This window comes from Catenulispora sp. EB89 (assembly GCF_041261445.1).
Classification (GTDB): Bacteria; Actinomycetota; Actinomycetes; order Streptomycetales; family Catenulisporaceae; genus Catenulispora.
In genome coordinates this window covers 125,559-146,358 of sequence record NZ_JBGCCU010000011.1, presented here as the reverse complement: position 1 = coordinate 146,358, position 20,800 = coordinate 125,559, and the positions used below count along the sequence as shown (strand labels likewise).

The following is a 20,800-nucleotide window of genomic DNA, read 5'->3' as shown; positions in this document are numbered from 1 at the left end:
AACCGTGGCAGGTGGCATTTCTGTCTCTCTTGTGGCGCTACTCATCCGCAATACCCTGGCTGCGATTTCGGATCACTGCACGTGTATATCCCGTTCAGGATGTTCGACGAATATTCGAAGATCTTTGTATTGACGAACGTCGTCGCTCCCTGAGCGAGTCTCACCGTCAGCTGTCCTGCGGCCCGGCCCAGGTCGGAGATCCCTGAACCCATGACCATTGTGCCATCGGCAGCGATCCTGCCGAGCCCGTCGAACGCGCCGGATTCAGGAAGCATCTCGCCGAGGGCCTTGCCGGCGCCGAAGCCGGCAACCGACCAGAGGCCATTGACCAAGAGGCCGTGCAGGTTGTCGCCAGTCCATCCCGCACCCCCGACGCCGCTGAAGCCATACGTTGCTACAGCGACGAAAGCGCCTGCAGCCAGGCAGTACCCGGCCGTCGCCACTGCACAGGCAGCGAATCCACCGACCTGCAGCGCACCACGCCAGTGTTCACCAAGCGTGTTGTGCCACGCCGATCCGACGCCGTGAGCAGCCGCGCTGGCGATATGAGTGACTCCGTGCAGGAACCCGCTCGCACCCCCCTGGCTCCGCTTCTTCTTCTCGTGGTCGGCCATCCACTGCGCCTGCGCGTAGTGCGTGACCGTCACGTCGTACACATACCGATTGACGATCTGCTGCACCCCGTCACTGGTGCTCGTCTGCCGGATGTAGTGGTTCATCTGCGACGGGCTCCGCGCGTCGTTCTCGGCGGCGTTGATCGCGTCGACCATATAGTCGTTGTCGCTCTTGTTGACGTCGTGGCTGCCGCCGTTGGCCGCGGCCGCCTTGTCCTTCGCCGTACCCGTGGTGTCCAGGCACAGGTCGCCGTCGGAGAGCTTGCACAGGCCGGTGGGGTCGCTGGTGTTGACCGGGTCGCCGCCGGAGTAGACGTAGCCGCCCATCTGGTTCGGGTCGCCGGCTTCGAAGAGGGGGTCGACGGAGATGAAGCGGCCGGCTGCGGGGTCGTAGTTGCGGGCGCCTATCAGGTCCAGGCCGGTGGTGGTGTCGGCGGGCTTGTTCAGGTAGGCGCGCTCGTCGGGCCAGGATGTGGCCGGGGTGCCGCGGGTGTTGCCGTAGGGGTCGTAGTAGCGGCGGGTGGTGGTCAGGGTCAGTGCGTCGATGGAGACGGTGCCGGTGCCCTGCAGGTTCGCGAAGTCGTAGGCGAACGTGGATCCGGACAGCACCACGGTGACGCCGCCGCTGCCGGGGATGTCGCGCAGCCCGGTGAGGCTGTTGCCGGCGGTGTTCAGGTGCAGCTCCTGCCCGTCCAGGTACAGGATCGTCTCGCCGGCCTGCTTCTGCAGCAGCAGGCCGCCGGACGCGTCGTAGATGTAGGACGCGCTCTTGCCGCTCGCCGCGTCGGCGACCGAGGCCAGGCGGCCTTCGGCGTCCCAGGTCAGGGTCTGGTTGGCGCCGGTGGCGAGCTTGCGGGTGGTGGTGTTGCCGGCGGCGTCGTAGACGAACGTGTCGGTGCCGGTGGTGCCGCCGGAGATGGTGGTGGAGGTCGAGGTGTTCGGCTGGTTGGCGCCGGCAGCCGGGTAGTTGTAGGTGTGCGTGACGTCGCCGGCGGTGGTGCCCGCGGTGTTGTGGTCGGTCTCGCCGGTGCGGTTGCCGGCGATGTCGAAGCTGTAGGTCTGCCAGTACGGAGCCGGCCCGCCGACCTGCTTGGACGCCGTCGCCGCCGTAGGCGCGGCGTTGGCGCAGCCGCCGATGCCGGGCACGGTCGGGCTGGCCGCGGTGGTGGTCGCGCCGGTGTCGCTCCAGGCCGTCGTCAGGTGGCCGGCGTAGTCGTAGCCGTAGCACTGCAGGTCGGTGTTGCTGCTGTCCTGCTTGTCCTGCGCCGAGGTGATCTGGCCGGCGGCGTTGTACGTGTAGTTGGTGACGTCCACGGAGGTGGTGGTGCCGGTCTCCTTGTCGACGGTGTCGCTGAGCACCCGGCCGGTGGCGGTGTCGTAACCGATGGTCTGCACCGCCTGGTTCGGCATGTCGCCGTACGTGGAGCGCAGCACCTGGCCCAGGCCGTTGTAGGTGGTCCCGGCCAGGTAGTCGTTGTTGCCGCCGACGGTCTCGAGCAGGCCGTCGAAGTTGTAGCCGTAGGCGAGGGTCTCCGACGACAGGTCGCCGATCCCGGGCATGCCGGTGTGCGAGACCAGGCGCAGGTTCGGCGTGTAGGTCTCAGTGGTCGTGTACGCACCGGCCAGCGAGCCCTCCACCGACGGAATCGTGACGGTGGTGCCGGTCGGCTTGTAGTCCGGGGTGTAGCCGCTGACCGCGGTCACATACGCCGGTCCGGTGCTGCCCGCGGTGTACCGGGTCGCCGACGTCTGCAGGCCCTTGGCCTGGGTGTCGTACAGCGTGCTGGTCAGCAGCTTGGTCGAGTCGGTCGTGGAGGTGCCCGAGTACTCCGAGGTCTGCCGGCCCAGCAGGTCATAGGTGTAGGACAGCGCCTGACCGCGGGCGTCGGTGGTGGTGGCGACCTGCGAGTCGGCGGTGTAGCCGATCGTGGTGAGGCCGGTGTCCGGGTCGGTGCTGCTGGTCTTCCGGCCGCGCACGTCGTAGCTGTAGGTCCAGGTGTTCTTGCCGGTCGGGTCGGTCAGGCTGCTGGGCCGTCCGGCGAAGTCGTACGCGTAGCTGGTGACGTCGGCGTCCGAGGCGTGCCCGGTCGCGGTCGCGGTGCGGTAGCGCCAGCTGGCGGTGGTGTGTCCGCGCACGTCGGTGATGGTGCTGCTGGGCGCGGTCCCGGTCGGCGGGGTCACGTCGGTCTCGTCCGCGCCGGGGTAGGCCGTGGTGCTGTGCCACTGCGCGTTGGCGTACGAGTAGAACGTGGAGACCGTCGGGCGGCCCAGGCCGTCGTAGGTGGTGACGGTCTGGCCCGGCGTCGCGTTGTCGGCGACCGCCAGGATCGTCGAGGACGGTGCCGAGGCGTTGAAGTACGCCGAGGCGGTCTTCACCTTCCAGCCGTGGCTGTCGTAGTACGTGTCGGTGATGTCGCGACCGTTCGAGACGTCGGGGGCGTCCGCCTGCGTCTGCCGGACGTCGCCGAACCCGTTCACGATCTCGTACGACACCATGTACTGGCCGTCGTCGCGCAGCGTCTCGGTCTCGGTCCACGACGGCGACGCCGTTCCGTTGACCGTGTACACGAACTTCTCGCTGGGGCTGGTCGGGTTCGCCGCCTTGGTGTGGGTCGGCTGCCAGACCCCGGACACCCGGCCGAGCGCGTCGTAGGCGGCGTCGGTCGTGTTGCCGTTGGCGTCGACGGTCTCCATCGGCTGGTCGCGGCCCGGGTCGAGGGTGGTTGTCGTGGTCCAGCCCATCGGGTTGGTGACCACCGTCCGGGTGGGGAGCGCCCCGGTGGCCGGGGTGTACGCCGTCGTGGTGACCGCGCCACCGGGGTGGTTGGCGTCGGTCGCGTTCGGGTCGGTGGCCGACACGACGCGTCCGTAGGCGTCGTAGCCGCTGACCGAGGTGGTGACGTACTGCGGGTTCGGCGGCGTGGCGGTGTCGTAGTGGTCGAGCGTCAGCTCCGAGGTCGCATCGCCGACGGCGGCGCCGTTGTTGTCCAGGCCGTTGGCCGCCCCGACGGCGGTGTTGCCGTCGTACAGCGAGACCTTGTCGGACACCGTGTTCGCGGCAGTGGGGGTGGTGCCGCAGGGCCCGGTGACCGTGAGCTTGCGGGCGACGAAGTCCAGCAGCTGCGGGTTGACCGCCGAGCCGGCGTAGGACAGGGACGTGCACTGCTCCGGGGAGGACGCGGTGCCGTCGCCCTTGTCGTCGGTGGTCAGCAGGCGCCCGGCGTTGGCGGCGGTGTCGAAGCCGTAGTCGACTTCGTGGGTGCGCCAGGTGCCGGCGGCCAGCAGATCACGGGTGACGGTCTTGGCCGTCCCGGTGATCTGGGCGTACTGCTTGGGCAGCGGTGACGTACGGGTGTGGGTGGCGGTCGTGGCCAGGATCTGCGGGGTGCTGATCACGTCCTTGACGACCGCGCCGCCGGCCGCGGTGTACGTCTGGGTCTCCAGGCCGAACCCGGCCAGGACGTTGTCGTCGCTGTGGGCGGCGCCCTGGGAGTCGGTGACGGAGACCGTCTGGGCGATGCCGGCAGCGTTGATGTCGCCGTTCATGCCGCGCAGGTACGTGCTGACCGTCTGGGTCAGGGGGTCGGGTGCGGTACCGGTGGTGGTGGTGACCTGGCCGAAGCCGCGCCACTGGTCCCAGACGCGCTGCGTGGGGTCGGCCAGCTCGTTGTCGTTCGAGTGCCAGGCGCCGGCGCCGGTGTAGCTGTAGGCGGTGCTGCGGGCCGGGGTCGCGGCGGCGTCGTCGGTGGTGGTGACCTGGGTGACGACGTACTTGGTGAACCAGTCCTGGATCGGCGTGCTCTGGTTCGGCGGCGTCCAGTACTGCGGGAAGCACAGCGTCCCGTTGGCGTCCTGCTTGGGCAGGTTGTTCGGATTGGACTGCGAGCAGGCGGCGATCGTCGGAGTGCTGTCAGCGTAGGTCACCGCGGTGACCGCGCCGAGCTCGTCGGTGATCGTCTGCAGCCGGTAGTGGTACAGCGCCGGCAGGCCCTGCCCGCCGACGGTCTGGCCCGGAACCCGGTTGGCCAGCTGCACGCCGGTGAAGCTGACGGTCGGCAGGGTGATCGCGGCCCGGCCGTCGGTGGCGGTGCGGGTGATCGAGTTCAGCCACAGCTGCGGGGTGGTGCCGTCGCCGGTGGCCGGGAAGGAGTGCGCCAGCGCGTAGGAGTCGACGCTCTGGTAGCTGGAACCGACCAGCACCTGGGTGGTGATCGTGGACAGCATCCGCGTGGACCAGAAGGTCGGGCTGGGGTTCAGGCACTGGCCGGTGGCGTTGCAGTTCTGGTCCGCGGGCACGTCCGGCCAGTAGCTCGGGCTGATACGCGTGGACACGTCGTCGACCCACATCGGAGCGGAGTTGGAAGCCGCCGCGGACAAGGTGATCGTCGCGCTGGTGGAGGTCGGGCCCGTCGTGAACGTCACCGTGCCGGGCGACCAGCCGGCGGCCGAGCCGATGCAGTTGGAAGCGGTAGTTCCGGAGGTGTCGAACGCCGACGCGGCCAACGTCACACAGCCACCGGTGCCGGCCGCGAACGCGGACGCGGTGTAGGTGGTGGAAGGGCTCAGCCCGGTGACGGTCTGGGCGGCCGAGCCGCCGGCGGGCAGCTGCAGCGAGTCGCTGCCGGTGTTGTGCTGGGTGTTGACCACCGCGGCACCGCCCGCGCAGGTCCAGCCCGTGCAGCTGCCGGACTCGAAGCCGGGATTGGTGAAGGCCGCGGCGCCGGTGGTGCCCTGCAGGTTGCCGGTCTGGCACACCGACACCGAGCCGGTGCAGCGCTCGGTGGTGCCGAACTGGACTTCGGCGGCGGGCTTGGCGCCGGCCACGGCCTCGGACAGCCGGTAGCCGTAGGAGATCTGCGACAGGGTGCCGCCGCGGACGTACTGGGTGAGCGTCCCGTTGCCGCTGTTCTGGCCGGCTCCGCGCTCGTAGTAGTTGGTCTCCGGGGAGTAGTCGAAGCGCTGCAGGTTGCCGTGCGGGTCGGTGACGAAGTCCAGGTTGAACCGCCAGCCCATGGTGCAGAACGAGCCGGTGCCGGTCGACGCGCTGTAGCAGGGGTCGCCGACATTCGGCGAGTACACCGGCTGCGTGAAGGCGGAGTTGGTCGACGGATCCGCGTGGGTTCCGCCGGGCAGGTGCCCCAGGCCGAAGTAGTAGGTCGCCCCGGAGGTGGTGGTGACGGTGAAGTACTCGCCGTTGGAGGTGCCGTTGGCCGCTCCGGTCAGCTGCGCCACCTTCGCGCCGGAGTCGTTCGCCAGGTGCCACGCGCCGGTGGCGTCGTCGTGGACGATGGTGCCGGACAGCCCCGGTGCGTCGATCGTCAGAGTGTTGTTCCCCGCCCAGCAGTTGTCGGCGGAGTTGGTGATGCCGTCCTTGTTGCACGGCTTGTAGGAGCGTTCGATGAACCCGGGGCTGTACGACCAGCCGTCGCCGATCCATGACGCCTGGGCGTTGGCCGCGGAGGTCTCCCCGTCGACGGTGCCCGAGTCGTAGGTCAAAGCGACCTTCGGCACGTCGCCGCCGAGGGTGGAGGGCAGCTGGACCGGATAGTTGTAGGTGAACGTGCCACCCCCGGTCCCCGAGCTCCAGGCGTCCGAGCCGCGCAGGTCGGTCGCGGTGTAGTTGCCGGTGCTGCCGGACGCCGACCCGGTGCCGGCCGACGCCGGTCCCGCGGCGCCGGTGGCCATCAGGGACATCGCCCGAGGCCGCACCGTCGGCGCCGCCATGGTCATGGTCTGCGGCGCCTTGGCGACGGCGGCCGCGTTGACGCCGGGCACCGATGCAGTCTTCGACAACTGCGTCTGAGGCGGCGACCACAGCTGGTGGGAGCTGGACTTGTGCCCGGTCACCGACGCGACGGCCGGCCCGACGACGACGCCGGTCGCGACGGCCACACCGAGGACCAGTGACGTCCACCTACGGAGCCCCGCGGCCCGAACCGCCGCCGCGTGCGGCACGGCAGACGCCCAAGGAGACCGGCTCATGCGGTCAACCCCCCACCCCTGTAACAGCACACGAGCAGTGTCGTATGCATCAATAAGTTTTCAAGACCCGGTGGAACCGGGGCGAGCAAGGACAGCACACATGATCAACAGCGGGCAACGATCGAATCGGACGTAGCGCGCAAAGGCCGTGCGGCGTGATCCCATCGTTAGCTCCGAAGCGCGACGGACGGGGCGCGCCCTGCGGTCGACGACAACCCCGCATCACGATCTCGTCAAGATATTGATGATGCGCCTGCGCTATAGGATCAAATGTCCATTTTCACGGCCGGAGCGAACTTGCTGTAATGCCCGCGCCGTGTTCATCTATGCATCTTGATCTGCTCAGATTTCAACAAGCTGTTGGTGCTTGCGGGGGTGTGGCGGCGATCCGCCGGAGAGGCTGGATCCACGTCGGCGCCCCGGCTTCGTGGGAGGGGGGCCCATCATGGGGTCCGGTACAAGAGGTCTCACTCGCGGTAGGCGACTCCGCCGCTTCGCGACCGCCGTCGTCGGGGTCACCGCCGCGGCCGCTCTGGGCGCGGGATCGGCCGTCGCCGCCACGCCGACCGCGGCACCGGCGTCGGCGCTCGCCGCGGGCAAGCCGACGGCGAGCGCCGCTGGTTCTTCACCGTCCTCGACACCGTCCTCGACACCGAGCTCGACGTCGACCACGGCGCCGACCACGGGCCTGGCCGCCGACGACCCCCGGCGGACCGCCATGGCCACCGCCGCATCGACCGGCAAGCCGGTCGTCGTCGACGCGTTGACCGACGAGTACTCCACGACGACGGCCAACCCCGACGGCAGCTTCACGCTCCAGCGCTTCGTCGACGTCCAGCGCGTCAAGCAGAACAAGTCCTGGACGCCGATCGACACCACGCTGGTGGCGAACCCCGACGGCACGGTGTCGCCGAAGGCGACGCTGCACGGGTTGAAGCTGTCCGGCGGCGGCACCGGCGCGCTGGCCGCGATGACCAACGGCCCGGCGTCGCTGGCGTTCAGCTGGCCGGCCACGCTCCCGACGCCGGTGCTGTCCGGATCCTCGGCGACCTACGCCGGCGTCTACCCGGGCGTCGACCTGCTCGTCATCGCCGACCGCGACGGCGGCGCCGAGGAGACGCTGGTCGTGCACAACGCCGCGGCTGCGGCGAACCCGGCCCTGAAGGACATCCACCTGGCCGTCTCAGCGTCTGGTGCCACCTTCTCCGCGGACAAGGCCGGTGGCACGGTCGCCAAGACCGCCGACGGGACGGTCGCGTTCACCTCCGGCGACGCGAAGATGTGGGACTCGACCCCGGCCGCCGGCACGGCGTCGCTCCGGTCGGCCACGGTTCCGGCGGCGCCGGCGGCTCCTGCCGCCCCTGCTGCGCCCACCACCCCCGCCGCCCCGAGTACACCCTCCAGCTCTGACGGCCCCGGCGCCGGGGCCCACGTCGCCAAGATCGCGAGCACTCTCACCGCGACCGGCGCCGACATCGTCCCGGACACCTCGGTGCTGACCGGACCCGGCGTCACCTACCCGGTGTTCATCGACCCGGCGGTGGTGTCCAGCCCGACGACCGCGCAGCACTTCAACCAGCTGACGCAGGCCGACCCGAGCAACATCGCCACGTACGACCGGGCGCAGCCCTCCGGCGAGGGCGTGGGCTACCAGGACGGCTACTACGGCGGCTCGTCCGGCGGCGGCTCGAACGCCTCGGGCGACCAGTGCCCGTGCGGCCTGGACCGCACCGACCTGGACATCACCATCCCGTCGGCGATCTGGGGCGCCCAGATCCTGCCCCAGACCTACTTCCAGGCCGGCGCCCGTTTCGAGTCCGACGGCGCCGCGCACACCACACCCATCTCGTTGTACTCGGTCGGGAAGCTGGGGTCGGGCCAGACCTGGAACAACCCGCCGGGTTTGTGGGGCCCGGCGACCCCGAACGGCTCGGGGCTCATCGCGACCAGCAGCTTCTCCACACCCGCCAACAACCACTACCCGGGCCAGTCGTTCAATTTCAACGTGCAGGCGTCGATGCAGCTGGTGGCGACCATGAAGCTGCCGGACTGGTCGGTGGAACTGCGCGGGGACGAGTCCAACGCGTACAACTTCTTCCGCGTCGACCAGACCAATGTGTCCTTCAGCATCCAGTACGACTTCCCGCCGGACCAGCCGACCAGGCTGGCCTCCAACCCGCTGCCGCACAACGGGGACACCTCCTGGTCGTGTGTGAACAACGGCTGGCTCGGCCAGAGCGACGGCAACCAGGTGTCGCTGTCGGCGTACTTCCACGACGCCACGCCGGGTGACACGGTCGGCGGCAACTTCTGGATGCAGGACGACACCGCCGGCGGCTGGAACGTCAACAAGGGCCCGAGCGCGGCCGGTGCCAACCCGGCGACCATCAGCTACGGCCCGTTGACCAACCTGTCCGACGGCCACAAGTACGAGTGGTGGACGGACGGCTACGACGGCTCCTTCGAAGGTGCCTCCTCACCGCACTGCACGTTCACCACCGACTTCCAGCCGCCCACGTCCCCGACGGTCGTCTCCAGCGACTACCCCGCGACCGGTGCGGGCAACTCCGCGCTGCACTCCGGCCGGCCTGGATCGTTCACCTTCTCCGCCACCGACCCGGCGCCGGCCGCGGGCGCGCAGTCGGGCCTGTGGTGCTTCCAGTACGCGTTCGACGGCTCGATCTCGGTGCCGTCGGCCACCAACACCTGCGCGGCGTCGCGGTCCACGAACAGCGGCACCGTGATGGCCTCCGCCGTCGGCGCCGCCAGCAGCGCCAGCGCCCCGGTCTCCTGGACCCCGCCGACCTGGGGGACCCACACGCTGAGCGTGGTCGCGGTCGACTACGCCGGCAACACCTCGCAGCCGGTCAACTACCAGTTCTACGTACCGGACAACCCGAACGCCAAGCCCACCCCGGGTGACATCACCGGCGCCGGCGTGCCGCAGCTGCTGACCACGGACTCCGCCGGCAACCTCGTGGTGCTCACGGCCGGCACCGACCCGACTCTCGGCGGCTCGATCGTCTCTCCGGCGTCGGCGGCTCCGGAGAACGCCGGCAGCTGGGCCGGGTTCCAGGTCACGCACCGCGGGTCCATGAGCGGCAAGTACGTCGACGACCTGATCGCCCACAAGCCGGGCGAGGCGAACGTCTTCCTGTACAAGAACGACGGCGCCGGGCACTTCCTGGCCGGCCAGGGCCAGCTGCTCACCATGCCGGCCGGCATCGACTTCACGAAGGTCACCCAGATCGTGGCCATGGGCGACGCCGACGCCGGAGCCGCGGCTCCGGACTACACGCCGCTGGCCCCGTCCCGGAACCCGGTCGACCTGCTCGTCGTCGCACCCGACGGCAACGGGGTCAGCCAGGCCTGGCTGCTGCCCTACCAGTCGTTCGGCCAGTTCAAGACGCCGGTCCAGATCAGCGGCTACACCACCAACTCCGGTAACCCGTTCAACACCCTGACGCTGTTCTCCCCCGGTGACGCCAACGGCGACGGCCTGCCCGACCTGTGGGGCTGGGACAGTGCCGGCGGCAACGTCTACCAGATAAGCTCCGCGCTCAACGCCGACGGCACCGTGAACTGGGCGTCCCTCGGCGGCGCCGGCTACAACACCACCGCGATCATGTCCGGTGTCCCGCTCAGCAGCTGGTCGCTGATCACCTCCTCCGGCGACGTCACCGGCGAAGGGCAGCCCGACCTGTGGGGCGTCAACGCCGGCACCAAGCAGGTCAGCCTGTGGTCCGGAACCGGGGCCGGGTTCGGAGCCCCCGTGCCGGCCGCCGACACCACCAAGAGCAGCGGCCCGTTGCTCAACTGGACCTTCACCGGCAATCCCGCGGGTCAGCCGATCACCAGCACCACAGACGTCTCCGGCAACGGCAACGACGGCACCGCCTCCGGCACCGTCACCGGTACCAGCGGCATGAGCCCGCACGACGGCGCGTCGGCCAGCTTCGGGGGCGCCGGCTACCTGACCGCCGGCAAGCCGATCATCGACACCACGCAGAGCTTCACGATCTCCGGCTGGGCCGACCTGACCGACACCAACAACACCTATGCCGTGGCCACGAAGACCGGCAGCAACACGGCCAGTGCCTTCCTCGGCTTCGACCACAACGTGGGCTCCTGGGCCTTCGAGATGCCGAGCAACAACGCCGCCTCGGCCAACAGCTACCCGTAGGCCACCGCGCCCGCGTCGGCGGTGAAGACCGGCACCTGGACGCACCTGGTCGCGACGTACACCGCGACCAGCGCCACCAGCGGGACCCTGGCCCTGTACGTCAACGGCGCGCTGGCCAGCACCGCCGGGGCCGGCGCCACCATCACCACCGCCTGGACCGACACAGGCGGCAACCTGCTCGTCGGCGCCGGAAACTCCGGCACCGGCCAGTTCAACGGGGCCCTGGACGACGTTCAGGTCTTCAACCGCGCCCTGGGCGCAGGCGAAGCGCTGAACCTGTTCAACGCCCAGAAGATCGCACCGGTCCCGCCGGCCACCGCCGCCGTCAACCCGCTGCCGATCATCGGCGCGGTCAAGGTGCCGGGCTGTCTGGCGGCCGGGCCGTTCGGCACCGCCACGTCGTCGGCCCCTCAGCTGGTGGCCTACGCCGCGGAATCCGACGCCTACACCCCGGTGACCGCGGACTTCACCTACTGGGACGAGACCGCCAAGGGCGCGGCCACCACGTACAAGGCCAAGCCCGCCGTCAACGGCAAGGCCGTCTTCGCGATGCCGACCCTGGCCGCCGGCGACCGCTACGCCTGGTACGTGACCACCGACGACGGCACCACCGTCTCGGCGGCCACTCCCACCTGCCGCTTCTACGCACCCACCCAGACCGTGCCGAGCCCTGTCGGGCACTGGACGCTCGCCGACGGCAGCGGCACCACCGCCGCCGACACCGGCATCCCCGGCGGCGACACCGGCACCCTCAGCGCCACCGGTGTGACCTGGAACAGCGGCGGCTTCGGCACCTTCGACGGGGCCGGCGGCAGCATCGCCACGAGCGGGCCCGCGGTCGACACCACCAAGTCCTTCTCGGTGTCCGCCTGGGTGAACCTGGCCTCCGCCACGTCGGCGGCGACCGCGGTGGGGCAGGACGGGACCCAGAACTCCGGGTTCCAGCTGCAGTACGACGCCCAGGACAACAAGTGGAACTTCGCCCGCGCCGACAGCGATGTCACCAACACACCGAGCAGCTACCGCGCGCTGTCCAGCGCGGCACCGACACTCAACGCCTGGACGCATCTGGTCGGCACCTTCGACCAGCCGTCCGGCACGATGACCCTGTACGTCAACGGGGCGGTGCAGGGCACTGCGACCGACAACTCGTCCTTCCCGGCCGGCGGTCCGCTGACCATCGGGCGCGCCCTGTGGAACGGTGCCCAGACCGACTTGTTCCCCGGCAGCATCGCCGACGTGCGCGTGTACAGCCAGGCGCTCAGCGCCACCCAGGTCGGGTGGCTGTACGGGAACACCGGGTTCGTTCAGTCGCCGACCGCCGCGCTGACCGCGCCGCAGACGGCGATCACCGGGAGCACCATCACCGCGAGCGCCGCGAAGTCCGTGGCCGGCACCGCACCGATCACGAGCTACTCCTTCGACTTCGGTGACGGTTCCGGCACGGCCAAGACCGGTTCGCAGACGGCCGCGTCGGCGACCCACATCTACGCGGCGGCCGGCACCTACACGGCGACCGTCACGGTCACCGACGCCAACGGCAAGACGGCCACGTCCACGGCCACCATCGCCGTCAGTGCGGTCAGCGGGACGATGGCCGACTTCAACCACGACGGCCACGTCGACCTGGCCGTGGTGGATCCGAACGGCAACCTGATGCTCTACCCGGGTACCGGCGGCAGCGGCACCAACACCTTCGGCAGCTCGGTGCTGCTGGGCACGGGCTTCTCCAGCTGGAACCGGCTGATGGTCGGGGACGTCAACGGCGACGGTTTCCCGGACCTGCTGGCCGTGAACGCCTCGGGTCAGCTGTGGTTGTTCCCCGGCACCGGCGGCACCGGTACCAGTACGTTCGGTCAGTCGGTGTTGCTGGGTACCGGGTTCGACAGTTCCTGGACGCATCTGATGCTCGGCGATGTCAATGGTGACGGCAAGCCTGACATCGTCGCCGTGAACAGCGCCGGGAACATGTATCTGTACCCGAACACCGGCGGCAGCGGCACCAACACCTTCGGGGCGTCGGTTCTGCTGGGTACCGGGTACGACAGCTCGTGGACGCATCTGATGCTCGGGGACGTCAATGGTGACGGCAAGCCTGACATCGTCGCCGTGAACAGCGCCGGAAGCATGTATCTGTACCCGAACACCGGCGGCAGCGGCACCAACACCTTCGGCAGCCCGGTGCTGCTCGGCACAGGGTGGGTGGGCATGTCGCTGATGAACCTCGGCAACGTCAGCGGAAGCGGCCGCGTCGACCTGCTGACCGTGTACAGCAACGGGAACATGTACGTGTACCCGAACACGGGAGGCAGCGGGACCGGCACCTTCGGCAGCGCGACCCTGATCGGTACCGGATGGGGAACGATGCGCGGAGGGTTCTAGCCGCGGGCTCCGACTGAGCCCGAGGAATCACCGTCAGGCCCGCGACCGACTCGGTCGCGGGCCTGATGCATTGCCGGACGGCTCGACGGGCCGACTGCCTGACCCGAAATATCGAGGTGATTGTTGTCAGGCCGGCGCCTAGGCTGGTGCGTCTGCGCCTACGGAGCCTGACAACCTCCGCCACGGGCGCTCGACTCCAACGCTCCACAGGGGGACCCGTGACCACCGAGCGAAAATTCGCCGACGCCGAGAGCCTGGCCCCGGTGATCCGGGAGGTCTTCGGCAGCGACCGCCGCGTCGCCGCCGTCGACCGCCTGCTCAACGGGACGAAGAAGGGCGTCTACCGGGTCACGCTGGATGACGCCGCCAGTGCGATCGTCTACGTCTGGAACGCCGACGAGGACTACTGGGCCGGGCTGCTCCCGGACGGGCACGACGACCCGTCCGATCCCTTCGCCCACGCCTCCGGCATCGACTTCTTCGAAGGCGCCACTCGCCGCCTGGAAGCCGTCGGGGCCCGCTCGCCAAAGCTTCTCCTCGCCGACCGCAGCCAGAAGCTCTACCCGGCCGACGTCGCCGTGGCCGAGGACATCCGCGGCGGGACGCTGGAGGCGCTGCTGGAGCGCGATCCGGAGGCCGGCCGGCGCACGCTCGCGCAGCTCGCGGACATGGTCGGGCGCATGCACGCGCACCGCGGGCCGGCGTTCGGGCGCGTGGCGTGGATCGACGGCGGCGGCGCGGCGCGGGACATGACCTGCGAGCAGGCCTACCTGGAGCGCAGCCTGGTGAACATCGCCACCGCCGTCCCGCGTGACGTCCGCGCGGCCGAGGGCGAGGCGATGCTGGAGGAGAAACTCCGCACCCTGTATGCCGAGCTCGAGCCGCGCGCGGAGTTTGGCGTCGTCCATGGCGAGCTCTGCGCGGAACACACACTCGTCGGCCCGGACGGCGAACCCGTGCTCATCGACATCGAAGGCCTGATGTACACCGACATCGAGGTCGAACACTGCTGGATGCGCATGCGCTTCGGCCCGCACTACGACGCGCTCCGCAACCCGGACCTCGACCCGCGCCGCATGCGGTACTACCAGTACGTCATGCACCTGGACCTGGTCGGCGGGCCGCTGCGCATCGCCGAGGGCGACTTCCCGGACCGGAAGTGGATGCTCGAGATCGCGGACTTCCATCTGCGGCAGGCGCTCGCCTACGAAGCCTGAGCAGCCGCACCCGTACCCCCGCGACCCCAATTCATTTCCCCCGCGATCACCGACCAGTGCAGGATGTCCGGCATGGGTCTGGACGCGTCTGTAGGGTGCCCGTGCTGGCGCGACGGCCTGACCACGGCGCCGCCGGTGCCGCAGGACCTGATCGTCGAAGACGAAGACGGCTACCTGGATCTCACCGTCCCCGACGACGCCGCCAACAGTGCCCTGTACAACGCCTTCACGCTCTGGCACCTCGACCAGGCGTGCTCGCACCGGCGGATGAAGCACACCAGCGTGCACATATCGAACTGGGCCGGCTACCGCCGCTTCCAGCACGCCCTCGGCGAGCAGGGCTGGCAGCACTTCCCGACGCTACGCGCGCACCTGCCGCAGGCGAACGGCGGGCTGCTGCCCGCGCCGGACGCCGAGGCCGCGTTGGCGGAGCTGACGCTGTTCGCCGCGATCGCGCCGCCGGTCGACAAGACGATCCTGAGCGATGAGGACACCGGCGAGACGCTGATGGTCCATGTCGACGCCTACGAGGGCACCACGATCTGGTCGCCGGCGTACCGCGCCGGGGTGGATCCGCGGGGCTTCTTCGTCCTCGACGTCACCGCCGACCCGCCGGCCGAGACGTTCCGAGCGATGCGGTTCACGCAGCGCGTCCTTGACGACGGCCGGGCCGAACTCACCGACGAGCGCCAAAGGCTCATCCTCGACAGCCCGATCAAGTCCTGGTCGGAGGGACAGGCACCGGCCACGCGCCTGGCCGTCTCCACGAGCCCGAGCGAGGTGGAAGCCGAGTTCGGCTGGATCCTCGACGCGCTCACCGCGGTGCTGCGCGCGGGGATCGAGACGGGCAACCCGGTCCGCTGGTGCTGACCGGCCGGTGAGCGGCCGGTGAACTGCCGGTTAGCCGTATCGCAGCCGCCGGCGCGCGCCGCATCACCAGCGCCACCGCAGAACCTGGCAGAGCCCCGCACCGCCACCCACCACCATCACCCCACCACCACTCCGTGACAATTCCCTACCGCAGTGTATTCTTTGCGTTAATCAAGACTCTTATTTGCAACAATCGGTCCCCCACCCGGCACCAGGAGTCAAAGATGCCCCACCATCTCCTCCGCCGCCTAGCCGCCGCCACCGCTGTCCTCGCGGCCCCGGCGCTCGCACTCACCACCGCCCCCACCACCCCAGCCCACGCCGCAGCCGCCAACCCCACCAGCGGCTACTGGACCGGCACCTGGGCCACCGCGCCCCAAGCCGGCGGCGACAGCTTCAGCGGCCAGACGATCCGGCAGGTCGTCCACACCAGCATCAGCGGCACCAGCGCGCGCCTGCAGCTGTCCAACGCGTTCGGCAGTGCGCCCCTGACCATCAGCGACGTGCACATCGCGCAGGCCGGATCAGGTTCGGCGATCGTCGGCGGCACCGACCACACGGTCACCTTCGGCGGCTCCGCGTCAGTCACCATCCCCGCCGGCGGCACCGGCATCAGCGACACCATCGCCGACGCCGTCCCGGCCGCGACGAACCTCGCGATCAGCTTCTACCTGCCGGGCAACACCGGCCCCTCCACGTTCCACCAGTTCTCGATGTCTACCAGCTACGTGGCCGGAGGCGACGTCAGCGGCGCCGGCAGCCTGCCCGGCGCGCAGACGCAGAACAACTACTACTTCCTGTCGAGCCTGGACGTGCAGAACCCGAACTCGGCCGGCGCGGTCGTCACGCTCGGCGCCTCCATCACCGACGGCTACGCCTCCAGCATCGACGCGAACAACCGCTGGCCCGACGTCCTGGCCTCGCGCCTGAATGCCGCCGGCAAAACCATCGGTGTCCTCAACGAGGGCATCAGCGGGAACCGGCTCCTAGTCGACGGCGCGGGCCAGAGCGCCCTGAACCGCTTCGCGCGCGACGTCCTCGCGCAGCCCGGCGTGCGCTGGGTCGTGTTCTCCGACGACCCGATCAACGACCTCGGCTCGACCAGCCCGCAGCCCACGGCCGCCCAGCTCATCTCCGGTCTCCAGCAGCTGATCGCCGTGGCGCACCAGAACGGCATCAAGTTCATCTGCTCGACCCTCACCCCGTACCAGGGCGCCGGCTACTGGAACGCCTCCGGGGAATCCGCACGCGAGGCCGTCGACAGCTACATCCGGAGCTCCGGCAGTTCCGGCAGCGGCTGCGACGGCGTCATCGACCAGGACACCGCCACCCACGACCCGTCGAACCCGACCTGGTACCTGCCCGCCTACGACAGCGGCGACCACCTGCACCCGAGCAACGCCGGCTACCAGGCCATCGGCAACGCCGTCGACCTGGGCCTGTTCACCCCGCCCAACGTGCCGGTCATCAGCCTGCGCGCGCACGCGAACGGCGACTACGTCACCGCCGACAACGGCGGAGCCTCGCCGCTGATCGCCAACCGCACCGCGATCGGTTTCTGGGAGGAGTTCGACGAGATCGACCAGGGCAACGGCGCCATCGCCCTGCGCGCCCACGCCAACGGCCTGATCGTCACTGCCGAGAACGCCGGCGCCCAACCCCTGATCGCCAACCGCACCGCCGTCGGCGCCTGGGAAACCTTCCAGCTCATCCACAATCCCGACGGCAGCGTCAGCCTCAAAGCCGACGCCAATGGCGACTATGTCACTGCGGAGAACGCCGGGGCGCAGCCGCTGGTCGCCAACCGCACCGCGATCGGTGCCTGGGAGGAATTCGACCTCATCGCGGATTAATCCAGTTGCGCCGTCCACCCGCCTCAGCCACGATCGGTGCCACGAGGGCCCGCTCAGCGGCCCGGGCAAAGGCGGGTTGGATGCTGATTTAGGGACAGTCGAGCCAGGACCTCTTCCTCCTCGACGCACTTCGCTGCTCATCGCCAGTTCTCATCTGCGCACGCGAAGGAGTCCCTCCCGTGACTGCCCCCTTCCTCAAAGTTGTCTCGCTGTCCAAGTCCTACGACTCGGATCTGCTGTTCCACAACATCGACTTCACCGTCGGCCCCGGCGACCGGATCGGCCTGGTCGGGCCGAACGGTGTCGGAAAGTCCACGCTGCTGCGCTGCATCACCGGCGAAGTGCAGCCGACGTCAGGCCGCATCGACCTGGCCCCGGACACCGCGCTCGGTTTCTTCGCCCAGCAGGTCCCCGACCCCGCGGCGCTGGTCGGCGACTTCCTGGCACAGGGCCTCGGCGAGGTCCACGACCTGAACCTGCGCCTGCACGCGCTGGCTGACCGCATCGCAGCAACCGCAGCGACCGCAGACGCCGCCGAAACCGCAGCCACCGAAGGCGACGCCGAGGCCCTGGCCGAGTACGGCGACGTCCAGGACCGCTGGACCACGCTGCAAGGCTGGCTCGCCCAAGCCCGCCTGGAGGAGGTACGCCAGCGCCTGAACATCGCGCACCTGGCCGAGCAGGCCCCGCTGGCGCAGGTCAGCGGCGGCGAGCAGGCGCGGCTGATGCTGGGCCGGCTGCTGCTGCGAGCGCCGGACATCCTGATCCTGGACGAGCCGACCAACCACCTGGACGCCGGCGGCGCCGCCTGGCTCGCCGCCTACCTGGCGGACTTCCCCGGCGGGGTGTTGATGGTGACGCACGACCGGGCGTTCCTGGACCGCACCGCGACCCGCGTCTTCGAACTCGACGGCCTGACCCCGGAGCTGGCCACGTACGAGGGCGGCTACACCGACTACCGCCGGGAGAAGACGCACCGCTGGTCGAATCTGCTGCTGGACTACGAGGCGCAGGAGAAGCAACGGCGCCGTCTGCAGGCCGATATCGACGCCACGAAGGAGCAGTCGCTGAGCACGGAGTTGGCGACCCGCAACGACCACTGGCGCCGGATCGCGAAGAAGGTCGCCAAGAAGGCGAAGGCCCGGCAGCGGCGGCTGGAGCGGCAGATGCAGGCGCTGACGTGGATCGCGGAGCCGCAGACCCGTCCGGCGCTGTGCCTGGACTTCGGCGGCGAGGCCGCGGCGGGTGAGAGTGTGCTGTCGGCGAAGGCGGTGAGCGTCGGTTTCGGCGGCCGGACGCTGCTGGGCGACGTGGACGTCGACGTGCGCGGCGGCGACCGGATCCTGGTGACCGGGGACAACGGCGCCGGCAAGACGACGCTGCTGCGTGTGCTGTCCGGGACGCTGGAACCCGACGACGGCTCAGTGCTGACCGAGCAGGACGTCGCGGTCCTGCCGCAGTCCCATGACCTGCTGCGCACCGACCAGACGGTGACGGTGATGGAGTACTTCCGCTCCCAGGTGCCGCTCTACCCGGAGGACGCCGAGCAGCTGCTCACCGCCTACCTGTTCGGTCCGGACGAGTGGTCGGCGCGGCTGGCGGATCTCAGCGCCGGGGAGCTGCGGCGACTGCTGCTGGCGGTGATCGTCAACGGCTCGGCGCGGGTGTTGATGCTCGACGAGCCGACGAACTACCTGGACTTCGACTCGCTGGACGTGATCGAGGAGGCGTTGCGGGAGTTCGCCGGGACGCTGGTGATGGTCACGCACGACGCGTACTTCGCCGACCGGGTCGGGTTCACCCGCACCTGGGAGGTCAGCGGCGGCTCGATCACCGAGACGCCCCGGCCCCCGGCCTGACCGGCAGCGGCCGCTAACGGCCGCTGCGAACGGCCGCCGCGACAAGGCCCTACAACCACCCGCGCCGTCCGGCCTTGAGTCCGGCGTCGAACCGGCTGGTCGCCCCCAGCCGCTCCATCAGGTCGGCGATCCGCCGCCGCACCGTGCGCAGCGACACGCCGAGCCGGTTGGCGGCGGCCTCGTCGGTGACGCCGGCGGCCATGAGTTTGAGCAGTTCGTGGTCGGCGTCGGTGGGGCCGTCCTGCGGCTGCGGGTCGGCGGTCGGCGCGTACAGCGGGACGGCGCGGTCCCACGCGTGCTCGAACAGCGCCACCAGCGCGGTGACCACGCCGGGTTCGGCGACCTGCACCGCGCCTTTGCTGGTGTCGGCGGGGTCCAGCGGCACCATCGCGCAGGTGCGGTCGACGATGACCATGCGCGGCGGCAGCACCGGGGAGGTGCGGATCTGCGCGCCGCCTTCGATCATCCAGCGCGAGTAGGCGACGGTGTGCGGGCTGGTGCGCATCGAGTCCTGGGCCAGCGTCCGCATCCGCACGCCCCGCCGCAGCAGGTCGCCGTCCAGGTCGCGGGAGGCTTCCAGGGTCTCGCGGCGCTGTCCGGCGCCGGGCACCACCGACAGCAGCTCGGTTTTCGCCCCGACCGCCAGGGCCTCCAGCCGGGACTGGATAGCGTCGAGGCCGACCAGGCGCTCGGCGTCGGGGTAGGCGGCGGGGCCGGGTGCGGCGGTGACGTCGGCGAGCAGCGCCGCCACGGCGGCCTGGCCGGCGGCTATCTCCTGGCGGCGCCGGGCCAGTTCGGCTTCCTGCCGGCTGACCAGGACGGCCAGCCCGATCTCGGGGTTCACCGGCCGCAGCGTCCCGGGGGCTTCGCGGGAGGCGCGCAGCAGCGTGAGCGCGGCGAGCTGGTCCAGGGCGTCGCGGACCTCGGTTTCGGACAGGCCGGTCCCGGCGACGAGCTCGGTCACGCCCCACTCGGGATGCTGAAGCATCTCGCGGTAGATGAGCTCGCTGACCGCTTCCAGTCCCAGAACCTCAAGCACGACGTCCTACTTCCCCACGACCTGGCGAGCGCCGTCCCGTGCCGAACGCTCTACCTCGGAGAATACGTCAATAGGACATACCGGTAGCAACTATCAGCAAATATCACGGACGGTGCCCGGATGATCACTGGCATTCCGTGGCCAGGGCCAGATGGTGCCAGTCACAACCTCTTTCCATTGCCCCGACCTGCTGAAATGCTCATGGCATGCCGCGGTTGACACGGGGTCGGCCGGGCCGGGACGCCCCGCACGGGTGCGTATCCGCACCGTCACAGTCACACACCAGGAGCCCCATCAGCATGTCGCCTCTCGCCAAATTCGCCGCCGTCGCCGCCGTCGTGACCGCCGCCGTGGGAACGGTGGCCGCCCCGGCGGGCGCCGCAGCGGCGCCGGTCACGGCCACGACCCGCTCGGCCGCGACGACGTCCGCCGGTTCGGCCACCTCCGCCGCGACCGCGCCCACGCCTCTGCCGGCGAGCTCGCCCATCGCGGCGTGCGGCGCCTGCTGGGAGTAGCCATGCGCACCGCCATCGTCAGCCTCGACGCCCCCGGCACCGGCGCCGCCACCGGGCCGGCGGCCACCGCGATCGTCGACACGCTGTGGCTGTCCGTCCTCGGGCGCGACGGCGTCGAACACATCCACGTCGCGACCCGCCGCCACGGCGCGGACGCCCTGTTCTTCCTCGCCCGCGACGCCGACCCCGACGGCGCGCTGGCCGTGTGCCGCCGCGCCATCGCCGGCACGCCGTGGCTCGCGGGCTGGACCGCCGGCTTCGAAATGGCCGCCGCCACCTGGTGAGC

The 20,800-nt window shown here is 70.1% G+C and carries 10 protein-coding genes; 8 read left to right on the top strand and 2 right to left on the bottom strand.

The window, feature by feature from the left end; genetic code table 11:
- Positions 1-41: 41 nt before the first annotated feature.
- Positions 42-6,506 (bottom strand): RHS repeat-associated core domain-containing protein, encoded by a 6,465-nt coding sequence (locus ABH920_RS24025; RefSeq protein WP_370351354.1) that lies wholly within the window; start codon positions 6,504-6,506, stop codon positions 42-44.
- Between the two features lie 535 nt (positions 6,507-7,041).
- Here ABH920_RS24025 and ABH920_RS24020 point away from each other — a divergent pair.
- From ABH920_RS24020 to abc-f, 6 genes are all read left to right on the top strand, one after another.
- Positions 7,042-10,779 (top strand): hypothetical protein, encoded by a 3,738-nt coding sequence (locus ABH920_RS24020; RefSeq protein ID WP_370351353.1) that lies wholly within the window; start codon positions 7,042-7,044, stop codon positions 10,777-10,779.
- A gap of 21 nt (positions 10,780-10,800) precedes the next feature.
- The gene (locus ABH920_RS24015) at positions 10,801-13,161 is read left to right on the top strand and encodes a LamG-like jellyroll fold domain-containing protein (RefSeq protein WP_370351352.1); all 2,361 of its coding nucleotides are present in this window, start codon (positions 10,801-10,803) and stop codon (positions 13,159-13,161) included.
- A gap of 218 nt (positions 13,162-13,379) precedes the next feature.
- Positions 13,380-14,378: a phosphotransferase gene (locus ABH920_RS24010; protein WP_370351351.1), complete on the top strand. Its 999-nt coding sequence runs from the start codon at positions 13,380-13,382 to the stop codon at positions 14,376-14,378.
- A gap of 72 nt (positions 14,379-14,450) precedes the next feature.
- On the top strand, positions 14,451-15,248 hold the full coding sequence (locus tag ABH920_RS24005; protein ID WP_370351350.1) for a hypothetical protein: 798 nt from the start codon (positions 14,451-14,453) through the stop codon (positions 15,246-15,248).
- A gap of 224 nt (positions 15,249-15,472) precedes the next feature.
- Positions 15,473-17,101, top strand: a complete 1,629-nt coding sequence (locus tag ABH920_RS24000; protein WP_370351349.1) for an SGNH/GDSL hydrolase family protein — start codon at positions 15,473-15,475, stop codon at positions 17,099-17,101.
- A gap of 179 nt (positions 17,102-17,280) precedes the next feature.
- Positions 17,281-18,960: a ribosomal protection-like ABC-F family protein gene (abc-f, locus tag ABH920_RS23995; protein WP_370351348.1), complete on the top strand. Its 1,680-nt coding sequence runs from the start codon at positions 17,281-17,283 to the stop codon at positions 18,958-18,960.
- A 49-nt stretch (positions 18,961-19,009) separates the two neighbouring features.
- Here the strand turns inward: abc-f and ABH920_RS23990 are convergent, their stop codons facing one another.
- Positions 19,010-19,999 (bottom strand): LuxR C-terminal-related transcriptional regulator, encoded by a 990-nt coding sequence (locus ABH920_RS23990; RefSeq protein ID WP_370351347.1) that lies wholly within the window; start codon positions 19,997-19,999, stop codon positions 19,010-19,012.
- A gap of 299 nt (positions 20,000-20,298) precedes the next feature.
- Here ABH920_RS23990 and ABH920_RS23985 point away from each other — a divergent pair, with 299 nt between their 5' ends.
- Entirely contained in the window at positions 20,299-20,514 is a 216-nt protein-coding gene (locus ABH920_RS23985; RefSeq protein ID WP_370351346.1) for a hypothetical protein, read from the top strand.
- A 2-nt stretch (positions 20,515-20,516) separates the two neighbouring features.
- Positions 20,517-20,798 carry a hypothetical protein gene (locus tag ABH920_RS23980; RefSeq protein WP_370351345.1) on the top strand — a complete coding sequence of 94 codons (282 nt, stop codon included), beginning with the start codon at positions 20,517-20,519 and terminating at the stop codon, positions 20,796-20,798.
- The last annotated feature ends 2 nt before the right edge of the window (positions 20,799-20,800 follow it).